Below are 16,005 nucleotides of genomic sequence, written 5' to 3' on the forward strand. Positions count from 1 at the left end.
GGAGGACTACAAACTAAGTGCTTTCCAGTCTTGCAGAACCGTAATCCCGCTCAACCTTCTTAACCAGTGCTAGGCTGTGCCCGACAAGTGCGACGAATAGTATAGAGCCCCCCGAAGGTCGTCAAATCCTTTTTAAAAAAAATTCATTTAATTAAAGGAGTTAGGGGAATTTGCAGACCAAGCGCCTTTGCCCTCACCGCATGACATGCGAGAATGCGTTCTCTTTTTTTCCCCTCTCGATGGTTAATCACGCGCAATGACTGCACAACTAATCGACGGCAAATCGATCGCCGCCAGCCTGCGCCAGCAGATCGCCCAACGTGTCACCGAGCGTCGCCAGCAAGGCCTGCGCACGCCCGGCCTCGCGGTGATCCTAGTCGGCAGCGATCCTGCCTCTCAGGTTTATGTCTCGCACAAGCGTAAAGACTGTGAAGAGGTCGGCTTTCTATCCCAAGCTTATGACCTGCCTTCCGAAACCACTCAAGAAGCGCTGACCGAGCTGATCGATCGCCTGAACGACGATCCGGCGATCGACGGCGTTCTGCTTCAGCTTCCGCTTCCCGAACACCTGGACGCCTCCAAGCTGCTGGAGCGCATTCGTCCGGACAAAGATGTCGACGGGTTCCATCCTTATAACGTCGGTCGCCTGGCCCAGCGCATTCCACTGCTGCGCCCATGCACCCCCAAAGGCATCATGACCCTGCTGGAAAGCACCGGTGCCGATCTTTACGGGATGAATGCCGTGGTCGTCGGAGCATCCAATATCGTTGGCCGCCCGATGGCGATGGAATTGTTGCTGGCCGGTTGCACCGTGACGGTCACCCACCGCTTTACCAAGGACCTGGCGGGCCATGTCGGCCGTGCGGACCTGGTCGTCGTCGCCGCCGGCAAGCCGGGCCTGGTCAAGGGCGAATGGATCAAGGAAGGCGCGATTGTGATCGATGTCGGCATCAACCGTCAGGACGACGGCAAGCTGGTCGGCGACGTGATCTACGAAACCGCCCTGCCCCGCGCCGGCTGGATCACTCCGGTGCCGGGTGGCGTCGGCCCGATGACCCGTGCCTGCCTGCTGGAAAACACCCTGTACGCCGCCGAAACCCTGCACGGCTGAGTTTCACCGCAGCCGCCGGCAGCGAATCAAAGAACCCCGCCCCTTGGCGGGGTTCTTTTTGCCTGCGAAACAAGCTCGACCACCCGACGGAAAATGACTTATTTTTCATGTTTCTCAGGACTTTCACCTGTTACTTGAACAACCATCGACAGTTATTCAGCCATACTCCAGAATGTCGCGCTTTTCAGGTAACAGCCCGTTACAAAACGGCTTATCAACACTTTACGAGTCTGCCAGCGTGAAAATCCGTCTTTCCATCCTGAGCCTATTTATTGCAGTTGCAGGGACTTTCATCACGCCAATCGCCAGCGCTGGCGAAACCACCGCTGCGCCGCGAGATACCAAGTCACTCAAGCTCGCTTCCGGCAGCTCCCTGCTGCTGGACATGCAGACCAACAAAGTCATCTATGCCAGCAATCCCGACGTGGTGGTGCCGATCGCTTCCGTCAGCAAGTTGATGACGGGCCTGGTCGTGGTTGAGTCCCGGCAGAACATGGACGAATACATCGACGTCAACATCAGCGACACACCGGAAATGAAAGGTGTGTTCTCCCGGGTCAAGCTGCGCAGCGAACTGCCGCGCCGGGAAATGCTGCTGATTGCCCTGATGTCCTCGGAAAACCGCGCCGCCGCCACTCTGGCGCACCACTATCCGGGTGGCTATGCCGCGTTCATTGCTGCAATGAACGCCAAGGCCCGGGCACTGGGCATGACCAACACGCACTTCGTCGAACCGACCGGGCTTTCACCGCGCAACGTGTCGACCGCTCGCGACTTGAGCAAACTGTTGATCGCCGCGCACAAATACCCGCTGCTGACCGAACTGAGCACGACCAAGGAAAAAACCGTCTCGTTCCGAAAACCGAACTACAGCCTGGGTTTCCGCAACACCGACCATCTGGTCCGCAAGCCGGACTGGGACATCCAGCTGACGAAAACCGGTTTCACCAACGAAGCCGGTCACTGCCTGGTGCTGGTGACCCGAATGGGTAACCGCCCGGTGGCCCTGGTGATCCTTGACGCCTATGGCAAGTACACCCATTTTGCCGATGCCACGCGCATGCGAAATTGGGTAGAGAGCGGAAAGAGCGCGGACGTGCCTTCCGTGGCCTTGCAGTACAAGGCAGACAAGAACCTCAAGCAGCGTCAGAGCGGCGTGGTTGAAGCGTCGAAGTAACCTTGCTGAAAGGCATGAAAAAGCCCCGGACATTCGGGGCTTTTTTTTCGTCGCAACGTCAGTCGTTGGGCAGCGGCATCTGGTCGTCATCCGGGATGCCATCCCCTTTGCTCGGGTCTCGCCAGCCCTGGGGATGCTCGGTTGGCACCACTGTCGGCCGTGCCAGGGGATCACGCAGCGGGCTGTCCGGGTCCAGCACCGGGTCGATGTCCTCTTGTGGGGTAGTGGGGACGGTTTCCGGACGTTTATCGTCGAAACTGGAATCAGTAGACATACGCACCTCCATTGGACCTAAGGTTTCAGATCACCCAGTGGATCGTAGGGCTTGGCCGGAGCCTTGGGGTTGTCACCCGGCTTCACGTCCCTCGGTGCCTTGGCGGGCCCGATCGGGTCGACCTGAGGATCGGCAAGGTCCGGGGAATCGGGATCGAAACCCAGCTCATCGCCAGACGAATGCTCAGACGAGTGGGGACCGACGGGCGTAGGGGAATGAGCCATGGGTGCCTCCTGATCGCGGCCCGGATGATGTTACGGGCCTTGAAAGATCAGAGGCTGTCGACGGGCGATGGTGCCCGTCGGGTGACCAACGGACTCAGTGCGCGGCCAAGGCTTTTTTCGCCTTGGCCGCTGCTTGCTCCTGACCGGCCTGGGCCACATCGTTGGCGGCCTTGAGCCAGCGCTGCTGATCGACCTGTGCGGGGATCTGCGTCGGGTTCTGGATCAGCACCGCCCAACCACCGGCCTCCTTGAACGCCGACTCGAAGGCGCTGAAGCTCATCAGTTCGCGGCGATTCATCCCGGCGCGCAGCAAAACCGTCTGCTTCTGGCGGTTGTAGCCGGCCAGAATGGCGTAACGCGGTTCGGCCCACATCGCCGAGCCCTCGGTGAAGCGCACCATCACCGGGTAACCGGCGGCGACCTGGGTCAACAAGGCCGCAAGATTGCTGTCGAGGGGATACACGACCATCCCGTACTCGCGGGCCAGGTTCTGCATGTTCTGTTGCAACTGCGCTTCACCCCCCGGCAAATGCAAGGGTTTGTCGAGCAGGCCAGGGGTAATCACGATGCCCTGCTGGGACAGCATGCTGGCCAATACCTGCGGCCCGCTTTGATAGGCCTCGCCCCGGTAGAATCGACCGCTGAGTTCGACGCGCTCCGGCAAACGCTTGATCTCGGGCGCAACGCTCCCGGCGCAGCCCGCCAGACCTGCAACACAACCGGCTATCAGCATGGCCGACAAAATTCGAGAAAATACCCGCACCATCCGCTCTCTCTTGTTCAGGTTCAGACGCCAGGCAATCCCATTCCCGGCTGGGTCGTCGATCATAGGTCGCCGCGCCCCTACGGTATAGCTCTAAACAGCAGTGGAGTGCATTCGATAGAGCGAACTGATTGGTGGCTGCCGACTTTCGGTCAATAGCCTGAAATGCTGCAAAGGCTAGACTGTTCTCTAACGAGGCAACTGCGAAGCTGTGTGTGCCCGCGGCAGGGCAAAGAGGAGGCACAAATGAGCCTGACCATGATCATTGTGATGTTGATAAGCGGCTGGCTGGCGGTAGCCGCCGCCATGCTGTGGGGCGTACTGCGCATTACTCGCCGCCACCATCACCCTGCCCCGCCAGCAACGGCGCCGGAAGAGACGCCCAGCCCGCACGCCAACGCGCACTGACAAGTTTTTTGCCTCGCACAAACGAAAACGGCCGCCTGGGTACAGGCGGCCGTTTCGCATTCATCTACCGTCAAGCGTCAGCGTTGACCTGCTTCTGCCGGGCCCGGCGGGACATCATGTTCAACACCTCGATCGCAGCCGAGAATGCCATGGCCGCATAGACGTAGCCTTTCGGTACGTGGGCGCCGAAGCCTTCGGCGATCAGCGTCATGCCGATCATGATCAGGAAGCCCAAGGCCAGCATCACCACCGTCGGGTTGTCGTTGATGAACTTGGCCAGCGGATCAGCTGCCAGCAACATCACCAGCACCGACACCACCACTGCGATGACCATGATCGGCAAATGCTCGGTCATGCCGACAGCGGTAATGATGCTGTCGATGGAGAACACCATGTCCAGCATCAGGATCTGACCGATCGCGGCAGCGAAGCCCAGGGTCACGGTCGAGGTCGCCGTCTTCGGATCATCCGGTGCCGGGTCCATGCTGTGATGGATCTCGGTGGTCGCCTTCCACAACAGGAACAGGCCACCGGCGATCAGGATCATGTCTTTCCAGGAGAACGCGTGGCCGAGAATCTCGATCACCGGCGCGGTCAACTGCACGATGAACGCGATGGTGCTCAGCAAGCCCAGGCGCAGGATCAACGCCATGCCGATACCAATGCGCCGTGCCCGCTGCCGATTGTGCAAAGGCAGCTTGTTGGTCAGGATCGAGATGAAGATCAGGTTATCGATGCCGAGCACGATCTCCATCACGATCAGGGTGGCCAGGGCGACCCAGGCGGTGGGGCTGGCGGCAAGTTGTAAAAGGTAATCCATGGGTCAGTCCTGACTCGTTGTAATGCGGTTTAGATTTCCTGGGAGGAAGATTCGGTTTTTTCCGTTTCTTGTTCCGATGATTCTTTTTTGCTGATCAACCCACCGGTGGCGTCGCTGAGCGCTTGCTCGGCGGCCTTGTGGGTATCGTCGATCGCCTGTTTGGCGCTTTCGGCAGCCTTGCCCATCAATTGCTGCGCGCTTTTCTCGGCCTGGTCGCAACCGGCCAGTACCAGTAAAGACGTAATCAGCAGTGCCGTGGTTTTCAGCGTCATGATGCTTTCCTCGATAGAACAAACGGGACCGAAACGATGGCCCGTTGATAGCGATGCATTCTAGGGAAATGAATACTTCAGTAAAATTCGTATTTTCAGCGGTTATACTTCGGTTTTTACGAACTGTAGACCGCCATGCTCAACTATCGGCAATTGCATTACTTCTGGGTGGTGGCCAAAACCGGCAGCATCGTGCGCGCCTGTGAGCAACTGAACCTCACGCCACAAACCATCAGCGGGCAGATATCACTGCTCGAACAGACTTACGGCGTTGAATTGTTTCGACGTGTCGGGCGGCAACTCGAGCTGACCGAGGCCGGACGCCAGGCCCTGCCCTACGCCGAGCAAATGTTTCAGCTGGGGGGCGAACTGGAACTGATGCTGCGGGCACAACCCAATGAGCAGCAGATTCTGTTTCGCGTCGGTGTGGCCGACGTGGTGCCCAAGTCCATCGTCTATCGCCTGATCGCGCCGACCATGGAGCTCAGCGAACCGCTGCGCATCACCTGTCGCGAAGACAAGCTGGAACGCCTGCTCGCCGACCTGGCGATCCAGCGCCTGGACCTGGTGATTTCCGACAGCCCGATGCCGTCGCACCTGGACATCAAGGGCTACAGCCAGAAACTCGGTGAGTGCGGGATCAGTTTCTTCGCCACCCCTGAGCTGGCGGCACGTTACGGACGCAACTTCCCGCGCAATCTGCACGGTGCGCCGCTGCTGATTCCCGGCCCGGAAACCGTGGTGCGCAGCCGTTTGCAACGCTGGTTCGCCGAGCAACAGGTGCAGCCGCAGATTGTCGGCGAATTCGACGACAGCGCCCTGATGCAGGCCTTCGGCCAATCCGGCAGCGGAATCTTCATCGGCCCGAGCGTGATTGCCGATGAGGTGCAGCGCCAATGCGCCGTGGAGGTGATTGGCCAGACTGACGCGGTGAGCGAGTCGTTCTATGCCATCTCGGTGGATCGCAAGGTCAAGCACCCCGGCATTGTCGCCATTACCGAAGGTGCCCGCCGCGAGCTGTTTACAGCGCTGTGATTTCTTCGCGCGGCTTGAAAGTCATCAGGGCGATGGCCAACAGGATCGACGCCAGAATGAAAGCGGCGGCTGCAAAGCCAAGGCCTTGCAGGCCGACGCTGTCGATCACCCGGCCGCCGATCATCGCGCCCAGGCCGATACCGAGGTTGGCCCCGGCGATGTTGAGCGACGCGGCAAACGCCGGCGCTTCGGGCGCGGCTTTCATCAGGCGCACATGGCTGACCAGGAACAATGCCGCCTGGGTCACGCCCCAGATGCCCATCGCCGCCGCCAGACCGAGCGGCGAATGGATGTTCGGCACCAGCGCCACCAGGCCGGCAATCATGAACGCGCAGAACATCATCGACGCCATCAGCGGATGACGATCCACCGCCCGACCGCCCAGGGAGTTGCCGATCAACCCGACCGCGCCGAAGCCCATCAGGCACCAGCCGACCACCGTGCCGTTGAAACCGGCCAGGCGCTCGAGAATGTCCGCCAGGTAGGTGTAGGCGGTGAACATGCCGCTGAACACAATCACTGACAGCAGCACATGCCCCAGCATCAGCGGGCTGCGCAGGATCTTGAACTGCGAGCGGAAGCTGACCTGGTGCTGGTGCAGATTCGTTCTCGGCAGGTAGATGAACAGCAGCAACGCCTTGGCGAAGGCGATGACCGCCAGAATCGCGAAGGCACTGCGCCAGCCGAACGCATCGGAGATCAGCGTGCCCACCGGAATGCCGAACACCGTGGCGCAGACAATGCCGAAGCCGATCTTGGCGATGGCACGACCGGCATAATCCGGCCCGACGATGTCCACCGCCGTCTCGCTGGCCAGCGCCCAGAACACCGGCAGCCCCAGCGCCGGGATCAAGCGGGCAAACGCCATCACCCAGATATTCGGCGCCAGCGCCGCCAGGGTGTTGGCCAGACCAAACATGATCAGCACCGAGATAAACAGCTTGCGCCGTTCGAAGCGGGCGAAGTACGCCGTCAGGAACGGCCCGAACGCGGCCACGGTGAAGGCGAACAGGGTCACCAGCAAACCGGCCTGCGGGATGCTGACGTCCAGGTCCCGGGCGATGGCCGGCAACAGGCCGACGATGACGAACTCCGTGGTCAGCACCGTGAAACCGGCGGCGGACAACAGAAGAATGGGCAACAGCATGCAAAACTCCAGAAAACGACAGCACCAGCGATAGCCCGGAGGCTCACTGGCAGACATGAAAATGAGGATGGCGAATCTTAGCAGAGTGTGTCCGGATGCGGTTGCACGAACCTGCAATTCGCGTTGAATGCCGGGGTGGCAGTTCGTCACAGGTCTGAAAGATCATTCCCACGTTGTGATAAAGTCCGCGCCCCTCGGTTTCCCGCCTGCGGCCTGCCCTGCTTGTTGCCGCAAGCCTGCGAAATCATGCATTTATAAAAAATCAGAGATGCCGTTTTATGACTGCTTCATCCCCTTCTCTATTGCAACGCCTTAAACGCCTGAGCCTGGTCACACAGATCGTGATCGGCCTGATCGCCGGTATTGCCCTGGCCCTGGTTGCGCCTGAAGCGGCGAAATCCACCGCGTTCATCGGCAAAGTGTTTGTCTCGGCACTCAAAGCGGTCGCGCCGATTCTGGTGTTCGTGCTGGTCATGGCCTCCATTGCCAACCACAAGCACGGCCAGGAAACCCACATCCGGCCGATTCTGTTCCTGTATCTGCTGGGCACTTTCGCCGCCGCCGTGGTCGCGGTGGTTGCCAGCATGATGTTCCCGTCGAACCTGGTGCTGTCGACCCAGGACGTCGCTGTCACGGCGCCAGGCGGCATCGGCGAAGTGCTGCAAAGCCTGTTGCTGAGCGTGGTCGACAATCCGGTCAGCGCCCTGATGAACGCCAACTTCATCGGCATCCTGGCGTGGGCCATCGGCATGGGCATCGCCATTCGCCATGCCGGCGACACCACCCGTGAAGTGCTGGGCGACCTGTCCAACGGCGTGACGGTGATCGTGCGCCTGGTGATCAGCTTCGCCCCGCTGGGCATCTTCGGCCTGGTGGCCTCGACGCTCGCCACCTCCGGCTTCGGCGCCCTGCTCGGCTACGCGCACCTGCTGGCCGTGCTGCTCGGCTGCATGTTGTTCGTGGCGCTGGTGATGAACCCGCTCATCGTTTTCTGGAAACTGCGTCGCAACCCGTACCCGCTGGTCCTGACCTGCCTGCGCGAGAGCGGCATCACCGCGTTCTTCACCCGCAGCTCGGCGGCGAACATTCCGGTCAACCTGGAATTGAGCAAGCGTCTGGGCCTGCACGAAGACACCTATTCGGTATCGATCCCGCTGGGCGCAACCATCAACATGGCCGGCGCGGCGATCACCATTACCGTGCTGAGTCTGGCAGCCGTGCACACCCTGGGCATCGCGGTGGACATCCCGACCGCGATCCTGCTCAGTGTCGTCGCGGCAATCTGCGCCTGCGGCGCGTCGGGTGTGGCCGGTGGTTCGCTGCTGCTGATTCCGCTGGCGTGCAGCCTGTTCGGCATCCCGAGCGAAATCGCCATGCAGGTGGTGGCGGTCGGCTTCATCATCGGCGTGTTGCAGGACTCGGCGGAAACCGCGCTGAACTCCTCCACCGACGTGCTGTTCACCGCGGCGGCTTGCCTGGGTGAAGAGGCAAAGGCAGAACGATTGGCCTGACACTCCCCCTGTGGGAGCGAGCTTGCTCGCGATAGCGGTGGGTCAGTCAACATCAATGTTGAAGGTTACACCGCCATCGCGGGCAAGCCCGCTCCCACAGGGTCGGCGGTGTATTTGCAACAAATGCATGCATGAAAAAAAAGCCCGCCAAGGCGCAAACCTTGGCGGGCTTTTTTGTACCCGGACGGTTTAGAACGCGCCCATGTAGTCGCGCTTGCCCACTTCCACGCCGTTGTGGCGCAGCAGTGCGTAAGTGGTGGTGACGTGGAAGAAGAACTGCGGCAGGCCGTAGGTCAGCAGGTAGGACTGGCCGCTGAAACGCTTCTCTTTAGGCGTGCCCGGACGGGTGACGATCTCGATGCCTTCCTTGCCGTTGATCTGCTCGGGCGTGAACTCGCCGATGTAGGCCAGAACCTTGGCGATCAGTGCCTGCAGCTCGGCGAAGGTGGTTTCGGTGTCGTCGTACTTCGGCAGTTCGACTTCGGCCAGACGCGAAGAAATGCCTTTGGCGAAATCAACGGCGATCTGCACCTGACGCACCAGCGGGAACATGTCCGGGAACAGGCGCGCTTGCAGGAACGCGTTCGGGTCGATGTTTTTCTCGGTGGCGTGGGCTTCGGCCTTTTTCAGCACGCCGCTGAGGGCGTTGAGCATTTGCTGGAGAACAGGGATGGAAGCGTCGTACAGGGAAATGGTCATGGCAGGTCTCGTGTTGAGGAACGTGGGTCATGTGTAGGAGCGAGCTTGCTCGCGATGGACGTGAACGATAACGCGTTCTGTCTGATTAAACGCGTTGCGCCGGAGTTCATCGCGAGCAAGCTCGCTCCTACAGGTGATCGGCATCAGGGGCCGATTATAGCCATGCACAGCCCTCCCGAGACCGGACTTTTTCAGCTGCCGTACACTTTGGCCGCCGGAACGGCGTGAGCCACCAACTGTGCAACGGCTTCACCCATCTCGCCCACCGCCCAGCGGCCCTGGCGATCCAGTTGCGGCCCACGGCGCCAGCCGTCGGCGATGGACAACTTGCCGCCCTCGACTTCGAACATCTGCCCGGTGACATCGGCGGAAGCCTCGGAACCGAGCCACACCACCAGCGGCGCGACGTTTTCCGGGGCGAAATAATCGAAGCCCTCTTCAGGCTTTTTCATGGTGTCGGCGAACACCTGCTCGGTCATCCCGGTCCGGGCGGCCGGAGCCAGGGCGTTGGCGGTGATGCCATAGCGGCGCAGTTCAGCGGCCTGAACCAGCGTCAGCGAAGCAATGCCGCCCTTGGCCGCCGCGTAGTTGGATTGACCGATGGAGCCCTGCAGACCGGCGCCGGAGCTGGTGTTGATGATCCGCGCATCGACCTTCGCACCGCCCTTGACCTGCTCGCGCCAGTACTTCACGGCGTGGCTGGAAATGCAGAAGTGACCTTTCAGGTGCACCGCAACCACGGCGTCCCAGTCGGCTTCGCTGAGGCTGGCGAACATGCGGTCGCGGCAGATGCCGGCGTTGTTGACCACCACGTTCAAGTCGCCGAAGGTTTCGATGGCCTGGCGTACGATCAGCCCCGCCGAGTCGTAGCGGGTGATGTCGTCGCTGTTGGCCACGGCACTGCCGCCCTGGCCGAGGATTTCGCCGACCACGGCCAGCGCCGCTTCGCGATTGATGTCGTTGACCACCACTTTCGCGCCTTCGGCGGCGAAGGCCAGCGCGTAGGCACGGCCCAGACCACCGCCGGCACCGGTGATAATCACGACGCGGTTTTCACAGATTTTCATAGGGTTATTCCTTAAAATTCATCACAGCACAAATCTCTGTAGGAGCCGGCTTGCTGGCGATGGGATCACTGCGGTGCGCCTGGTACACCGCGGTGATCCCATCGCCAGCAAGCCGGCTCCTACAGGATCGGTGTGCATCCTGGTTTACAAGCGTTCGATGATCGTCACGTTGGCCTGACCGCCGCCTTCGCACATGGTCTGCAGGCCATAACGGCCACCGCTGCGTTCCAGCTCATGCAGCAAGGTGCACATCAAGCGGGTGCCGGTGGCGCCCAGCGGATGGCCGAGGGCAATCGCGCCGCCGTTGACGTTGGTCTGTTCATGGGGATAACCGGTCTCTTTCAACCAGGCCATGGCCACCGAGGCGAAGGCTTCGTTGATCTCCACCCGGTCGATGTCTTCAAGCTTCATGCCGGCGCGCTTGAGTGCGTAGGCAGTGGCCGGGATCGGCGCGGTGAGCATCCAGATCGGATCTTCGGCGCGTACGCTCAGGTGATGGATGCGTGCCCGTGGCGTCAGGCCGTAACGCTTGAGCGCCGCTTGCGAGACGATCAGCATCGCGCTGGCCGCGTCGCAGGTCTGGCTCGACACCGCGGCGGTGACCCGGTCGCAGCCGAACAGGTATTCCAGCTCGGCCATTTTTTCCAGGCTGGTCTGGCGCGGGGTTTCGTCATGCAGCACACCGGCCAGCGGCACGATCTCGCGGTTGAAGCGGCCTTGCTCGATGGCCTGCAAGGCACGTCGATGGGACTCAAGCGAATAGGCTTCAAGTTGCGCCCGGGACAGGTCCCACTTTTCCGCAATCATCTGCGCCGAACGGAACTGCGTCGGCGGTTGCGCGCCGTAGCGCCGCACCCAGCCTTCGGAACCGCTGAACGGATCGGTGAAGCCCAAGGGTTCGGCGGCGATCATCGCCGAGGAAATCGGGATCTGGGTCATGGTCTGCACGCCACCGGCGATGACCACGTCCTGGGTGCCGCTCATCACCGCCTGGGCGGCGAAGTGCACCGCTTGCTGGGACGAACCGCACTGGCGATCGATGGTGGTGCCCGGCACCGATTGCGACAGGCCGGCCGCCAGCCAGCTGGTGCGGGCGATGTCCCCGGCCAGCGGGCCGATGGTGTCGACGCAACCGAAGATCACGTCATCGTAATCCTCGTCGGGAATGTCGTTGCGCTCGACCAGCGCACGCAACACATGGGCGCCCAGGTCGGCGGCGTGAATCTGGCTCAGACCACCCTTGCGCCGCCCGGTGGGCGTGCGCAGGGCGTCGACGATATAGGCTTCAGGCATGGTCTACCTCGGTGAAGAAATTGAAATCGGCACGGTCGCATCTTTGTAGGAGCCGGCTTGCTGGCGATGGCGTATTTGGGATCGCCATCGCCAGCAAGCCGGCTCCTACAGGTTCGATCCCCGTTGACTAGAAGGTGCTACCGGCACCCAACGCACGTTGTCCGTCGAACAGCGCCGCACGAATCCGTCCTTTGTGCAAACCGCGATCGCCCCAGACCTTGTCCAGTGCCCAGGCGCGTTTCATGAACAGGTGCAAATCGACTTCCCAGGTGTACCCCATCGCACCGTGAGCCTGGATGGTGTTCTTCGCCGCGAGCATGGCCGCTTCCGCGGTCGCCAATTTGGCGTGGGACACGAATACGTCCTGCTCCGGTTGTTGTTCGGCGATAGCATAAGCGGCGCGATACAACGGCCCCTTGGCGAACTCGATCTGCACCGCGACGTTGGCCATCAAGTGCTTGACCGCCTGGAACGAGCCCACCGGCTTGCCGAATTGCTTGCGCTCGAAGGTGTAGTCCACCGCCAGGTCGACCATGCGCTTGGCCAGCCCGAGCAATTGCGCGGCACTGGCGAGAGCGCCACGGTTGAAGGCGGCCGCCCACAAGCGTCGGCCCTGTTCACCGGAGGCGACGCAGGTAGCAGGCGTGGGTGTCCACTCGATCTGGAACAACTGGCGGCTCGGGTCGACCGACACGTTGCGGGTCAGGCGTACGGCATCACGCTCCAAGGCGTGCACTTCGTCGCCATTGGCCAGCAACAGCAGATCGGCGACATGGGCATCGCTGACCAGCGGATTACCTGGCTCGGAAACAGCAAGACGTGCGCGGCCCTCGGCCACTCGCGACAGCCATTTTTGCTTGAGCGACGCATGTTGCTCATCCAGGGCCGCGAGCAACGGCACGCCGACCAGCATGGTGTCCACCAGCGGTTCAGGCAGACCGGCGTAACCGCATTCCTGGGCGATCAGCACGAAGTCCAGCTCGTTCATGCCCATGCCCTCCTGCGCCTCGGGCACGGTCAGTGCAGTCAGGCCCAGCTCCACCAGTTGCGCCCAGAGCTGATCGCTGCGGCCACTGTCGCTCTGCCACAGTTCGCGAATGCGTTCCGGCGTGACTTCGTTGATCAGGAAGCTGCGGACGTTGTCCTGAAACAGCAGTTGGTCGCGGCTGAAACTAAAGTCCATGGTCTATTCCTCAGGCACGCGGCATGCCGAGCATGCGTTCGGCAATGATGTTGCGCTGGATCTCGTTGGTGCCGGCGTAGATCGGCCCGGCCTGGGCAAACAGGAAACCTTCCAGCCAATGGCCGACGTCACCGGCGGCCGGGGCATGCGGCAGCAGTTCGCCACGCAGGCCGAGAATGCTCATGGCGGTGTCGTGCATGCGCTGGTCGAGTTCGGACCAGAAGATCTTGTTGGTCGACGATTCCGGCCCGATCTTGCCGCCCTGCACCAGTTGCGAGGCGGTCATGTAGGTGCTCAGGGTGTAGGCCTCGGCATCGAGCCAGGCGCGCATCACCGCTTCGCCAATGGCCGGGTCGCGGTCGGCCTGTTCACGGTTGGCCAGGTACAACTGCACCAGGCGCTTGGCGGTCTCCTGGAAGCGCGCAGGTGAACGCAGCAACAAACCACGCTCGAAACCGGCGGTGGACATCGCCACGTGCCAGCCCATGCCTTCGCCACCGAGGGCGTTTTCCACCGGCACCTTGACGTCGTCGAAGAAGATTTCGGCAAAGCCCGGCAAGCCGTTGAGCTGCGGAATCGGCCGCACCGTGATGCCCGGCGTGTCCAGTGGCAACAGGATGAAAGTCAGCCCGTGATGACGCTGGGACTGCGCGTCGGTGCGGAAAATACCGAACGCCCAATCGGCCCACACCGCGCGGGTCGACCAGGTCTTCTGGCCATTGATCACGTAGTGGTCGCCCACCCGTTCAGCCTTGGAGCGGATCGCCGCCATGTCGGAACCGGCACCCGGCTCGGACCAGGCCTGGGCCCAGATGTCTTCGCCGGTGGCCATGCGCGGCAGGAACCGCGCCTTTTGCTCCGGGGTGCCGTACTCCATCAGGGTCGGGCCGAGCAGGAAGATGCCGTTCTGGTTGACCCGTGCCGGCGCCCCGGAACGGTAATATTCCTCTTCGAAAATCAGCCACTCGATCAGGTCGCAGCCGCGCCCGCCGAGTTCGGTCGGCCAGGTGACCATGCCCCAACGGCCTTCATTGAGCCTGGCTTCCCAGGCGCGGTGCTCGGCAAAGCCCTGTTCGGTGTCGAACGATTGCAACGGTTCACTCGGTACATTGGCCGCCAGCCAGGTCCGCGCCTCGACGCGAAAGGCCTGCTGGGCCGGGGTATAGGTCAGGTCCATGGATATGCCTTCAGCCGTTGAATCGGGCATCGCGTTTCTCGACGAACGAGTCGCGTGCTTCCTGAGAGTCCAGTGAGCGGTAGGCTTCGAGGGTGAAGCCCTGCTCCCAGCGGTATTTGTCTTCCAGATTGCCGTCTTCGATGCCGCTCAGCGCTTCCTTGGCCAGGCTGATCATGCCCGGGCTCTTGGCGGCGATGGTGCGGGCGATCTGCAACGCCGCTTCGCGCAAGTCTTCGCGCTTGACCACCCGCTCCACCGCGCCCAGGCGGTAAGCCTCGGCGGCGTCGATGGCCTCACCGGTGAAGTACATGTGGCGGACTTTCTGCACCGGGAACAGGCGCTGCAAATGCGCGCCGCCGCCCATGGCGCCGCGATCCACTTCCGGCACGCCGAAGGTGGCGCACTCGGACGCGACGATGATGTCGGCCGCCCCGCAGATGCCGATGCCGCCGCCCAATACGAAGCCATGCACGGCAACGATCACCGGTTTCGGGTTGCGATGGATCGCCTTGAAGCTGTCGTAGTTGCCCTTGTTCACCGCGACGATCAGGTTGCCGTCGGCGGCCAGTTCCTTGATATCGACCCCGGCGCAGAAGCCGCGGCCTTCGGCACGAATCACGATCACCCGCACGTCGCTGTTGCGACCCAGGCCCTCGATCTCGCTGGCGATGTCGGCCCAGCCCTGGTTATTGAAGGCGTTGACCGGCGGTCGGTCGAACACCAGTTCGGCAATGCCGTTATCGATGCTGACGCTAAATGGTTTCATGTCTTTCCCCTTACGACACACGGCGACACAGCTCGCCCAGGCGCGCTTCGGCGTCGCGGACGATCTGTTCAATCAATTGGGCGCAGCTGGGCAAGCTGTCGATGGAGGCGGCGATCTGTCCGGCGGGCAACACGCCCGCGGCCGGTTGCCCGTCGACCATGGCTTTCTGGATCACCATCGGCGCGTTGGCGGCCATGATGCTTTGCGCGGCGGTCAGCTCTCCGGCACCGCGCATCTTCAAGGCGCTGCTGAGCAATTGGGTCAGGCTCATGCCGGTGTGGCGGCGGTAGGCCAGGCCACTTTGCAACGCCAGCAACAGGCGCTTTAGGCCGCCACTGCTTTCCAGCTGGTTGAGCAATTCGTTGCGGATCATCCGTTGCGGCATGCCGTCGATAGCGCGGCTGATGATGATCGCCGCCGGGTCCTTGACCGCCAGGTAACGGGCAAGCGTCGCCTGGGGCACCGGGCTGTCGGCGCACATCAGGAAACGCGTGCCCATGGCGATGCCTTCGGCACCGTAGGCCAGGGCCGAGACCAGTCCTTTACCGTCCTTGAACCCACCGGCCGCCACCACGGGCACCGACACGGCATTGACCACCTGATCCAGCAGCAGCGAGGTCGGCACGGAACCGGTGTGCCCACCGCCCTCGCCGCCCTGCACGGTCACCGCATCGGCGCCCATTTCCACGGCTTTCTGCGCGTGCTTGAGCGCGCCGACCGTGGGAATGCACACCACGCCGGCATCCTTCAGGCGGCTGATCATTTGCTTGCCCGGCGAACGGCTGTAGCTCACCGCGCGGACTTTATGGCGCAACACCAGCTCGACGATCTCGCCGGCATTGGCTTGGTACATGTGGAAGTTCACCCCGAACGGCTGATCGGTCAGGCGCCGGGTTTCAATGATCGCCGCTTCCATCTGTTGCGGCTCGATGGTCGCCCCGGCGAGAAAACCGAAACCACCGGCATTGCCCGTGGCCGCCACCAGTTTCGGGTCGGCGACCCAGCCCATGGCGGTCTGGATGATCGGATAACGGCAACCGAGCAGTTCAGTCAAACGGGTATTCAACGAGATCGCCAT

The 16,005-nt window shown here is 61.9% G+C and carries 18 protein-coding genes; 5 read left to right on the forward strand and 13 right to left on the reverse strand.

What is annotated here, in order from left to right; all coding sequences use genetic code 11:
• Positions 1-256 precede the first annotated feature (256 nt).
• Positions 257-1,111 (forward strand): bifunctional methylenetetrahydrofolate dehydrogenase/methenyltetrahydrofolate cyclohydrolase FolD, encoded by an 855-nt coding sequence (gene folD / locus AB4O16_RS06675; protein ID WP_150715924.1) that lies wholly within the window; start codon positions 257-259, stop codon positions 1,109-1,111.
• 238 nt (positions 1,112-1,349) lie between these two features.
• Positions 1,350-2,288 carry a D-alanyl-D-alanine endopeptidase gene (gene pbpG, locus AB4O16_RS06680; RefSeq protein WP_160385807.1) on the forward strand — a complete coding sequence of 313 codons (939 nt, stop codon included), beginning with the start codon at positions 1,350-1,352 and terminating at the stop codon, positions 2,286-2,288.
• A 58-nt stretch (positions 2,289-2,346) separates the two neighbouring features.
• On the opposite strand, the gene AB4O16_RS06685 is transcribed toward pbpG, so the two are convergent.
• The 3 genes from AB4O16_RS06685 to AB4O16_RS06695 form a co-directional block, all read right to left on the reverse strand.
• Positions 2,347-2,562 (reverse strand): hypothetical protein, encoded by a 216-nt coding sequence (locus AB4O16_RS06685; protein WP_150715922.1) that lies wholly within the window; start codon positions 2,560-2,562, stop codon positions 2,347-2,349.
• Between the two features lie 17 nt (positions 2,563-2,579).
• Positions 2,580-2,786, reverse strand: a complete 207-nt coding sequence (locus AB4O16_RS06690) for a DUF6021 family protein (protein WP_460157346.1) — start codon at positions 2,784-2,786, stop codon at positions 2,580-2,582.
• A 94-nt stretch (positions 2,787-2,880) separates the two neighbouring features.
• Entirely contained in the window at positions 2,881-3,615 is a 735-nt protein-coding gene (locus tag AB4O16_RS06695; protein WP_160385806.1) for a peptidase C39 family protein, read from the reverse strand.
• A gap of 180 nt (positions 3,616-3,795) precedes the next feature.
• Here AB4O16_RS06695 and AB4O16_RS06700 point away from each other — a divergent pair, with 180 nt between their 5' ends.
• Complete coding sequence (locus AB4O16_RS06700; RefSeq protein ID WP_178120526.1) at positions 3,796-3,957, forward strand: hypothetical protein; 162 nt, start codon at positions 3,796-3,798, stop codon at positions 3,955-3,957.
• Between the two features lie 70 nt (positions 3,958-4,027).
• On the opposite strand, the gene AB4O16_RS06705 is transcribed toward AB4O16_RS06700, so the two are convergent.
• Together AB4O16_RS06705 and AB4O16_RS06710 are read right to left on the reverse strand one after the other, a co-directional pair.
• Positions 4,028-4,777 carry a TerC family protein gene (locus AB4O16_RS06705; RefSeq protein WP_253559782.1) on the reverse strand — a complete coding sequence of 250 codons (750 nt, stop codon included), beginning with the start codon at positions 4,775-4,777 and terminating at the stop codon, positions 4,028-4,030.
• A gap of 29 nt (positions 4,778-4,806) precedes the next feature.
• Complete coding sequence (locus AB4O16_RS06710) at positions 4,807-5,049, reverse strand: hypothetical protein (protein ID WP_160385804.1); 243 nt, start codon at positions 5,047-5,049, stop codon at positions 4,807-4,809.
• A 135-nt stretch (positions 5,050-5,184) separates the two neighbouring features.
• Here AB4O16_RS06710 and nhaR point away from each other — a divergent pair, with 135 nt between their 5' ends.
• A complete protein-coding gene (gene nhaR / locus AB4O16_RS06715) occupies positions 5,185-6,084 on the forward strand; it encodes a transcriptional activator NhaR (RefSeq protein WP_160385803.1) in 900 nt (299 codons plus the stop codon).
• Here nhaR and AB4O16_RS06720 read toward each other — a convergent pair.
• Entirely contained in the window at positions 6,071-7,231 is a 1,161-nt protein-coding gene (locus AB4O16_RS06720; protein ID WP_160385802.1) for an MFS transporter, read from the reverse strand. The two genes, nhaR and AB4O16_RS06720, sit on opposite strands and share 14 nt — an antisense overlap.
• A 278-nt stretch (positions 7,232-7,509) precedes the next feature.
• Between AB4O16_RS06720 and sstT the strand changes: the two genes are divergently transcribed.
• Positions 7,510-8,742, forward strand: coding sequence for a serine/threonine transporter SstT (gene sstT / locus AB4O16_RS06725; protein WP_160385801.1), 1,233 nt, complete (start codon positions 7,510-7,512; stop codon positions 8,740-8,742).
• A 189-nt stretch (positions 8,743-8,931) separates the two neighbouring features.
• Here the strand turns inward: sstT and AB4O16_RS06730 are convergent, their stop codons facing one another.
• From AB4O16_RS06730 to AB4O16_RS06760, 7 genes are all read right to left on the reverse strand, one after another.
• Positions 8,932-9,441 (reverse strand): DUF1993 domain-containing protein, encoded by a 510-nt coding sequence (locus AB4O16_RS06730; protein ID WP_056722346.1) that lies wholly within the window; start codon positions 9,439-9,441, stop codon positions 8,932-8,934.
• Positions 9,442-9,632: 191 nt separating this feature from the next.
• Positions 9,633-10,508 carry an SDR family oxidoreductase gene (locus AB4O16_RS06735; protein ID WP_160385800.1) on the reverse strand — a complete coding sequence of 292 codons (876 nt, stop codon included), beginning with the start codon at positions 10,506-10,508 and terminating at the stop codon, positions 9,633-9,635.
• Between the two features lie 144 nt (positions 10,509-10,652).
• On the reverse strand, positions 10,653-11,801 hold the full coding sequence (locus AB4O16_RS06740) for an acetyl-CoA C-acetyltransferase (RefSeq protein WP_160385799.1): 1,149 nt from the start codon (positions 11,799-11,801) through the stop codon (positions 10,653-10,655).
• 127 nt (positions 11,802-11,928) lie between these two features.
• Complete coding sequence (locus AB4O16_RS06745; protein WP_160389999.1) at positions 11,929-12,984, reverse strand: acyl-CoA dehydrogenase family protein; 1,056 nt, start codon at positions 12,982-12,984, stop codon at positions 11,929-11,931.
• Between the two features lie 10 nt (positions 12,985-12,994).
• Entirely contained in the window at positions 12,995-14,161 is a 1,167-nt protein-coding gene (locus AB4O16_RS06750) for an acyl-CoA dehydrogenase family protein (RefSeq protein WP_160390000.1), read from the reverse strand.
• Positions 14,162-14,171: 10 nt separating this feature from the next.
• Positions 14,172-14,927, reverse strand: a complete 756-nt coding sequence (locus tag AB4O16_RS06755) for an enoyl-CoA hydratase family protein (protein WP_160389998.1) — start codon at positions 14,925-14,927, stop codon at positions 14,172-14,174.
• A 10-nt stretch (positions 14,928-14,937) separates the two neighbouring features.
• The gene (locus AB4O16_RS06760) at positions 14,938-16,005 is read right to left on the reverse strand and encodes an NAD(P)H-dependent flavin oxidoreductase (RefSeq protein ID WP_160389997.1); all 1,068 of its coding nucleotides are present in this window, start codon (positions 16,003-16,005) and stop codon (positions 14,938-14,940) included.

This window comes from Pseudomonas sp. S2_H10 (assembly GCF_054668285.1).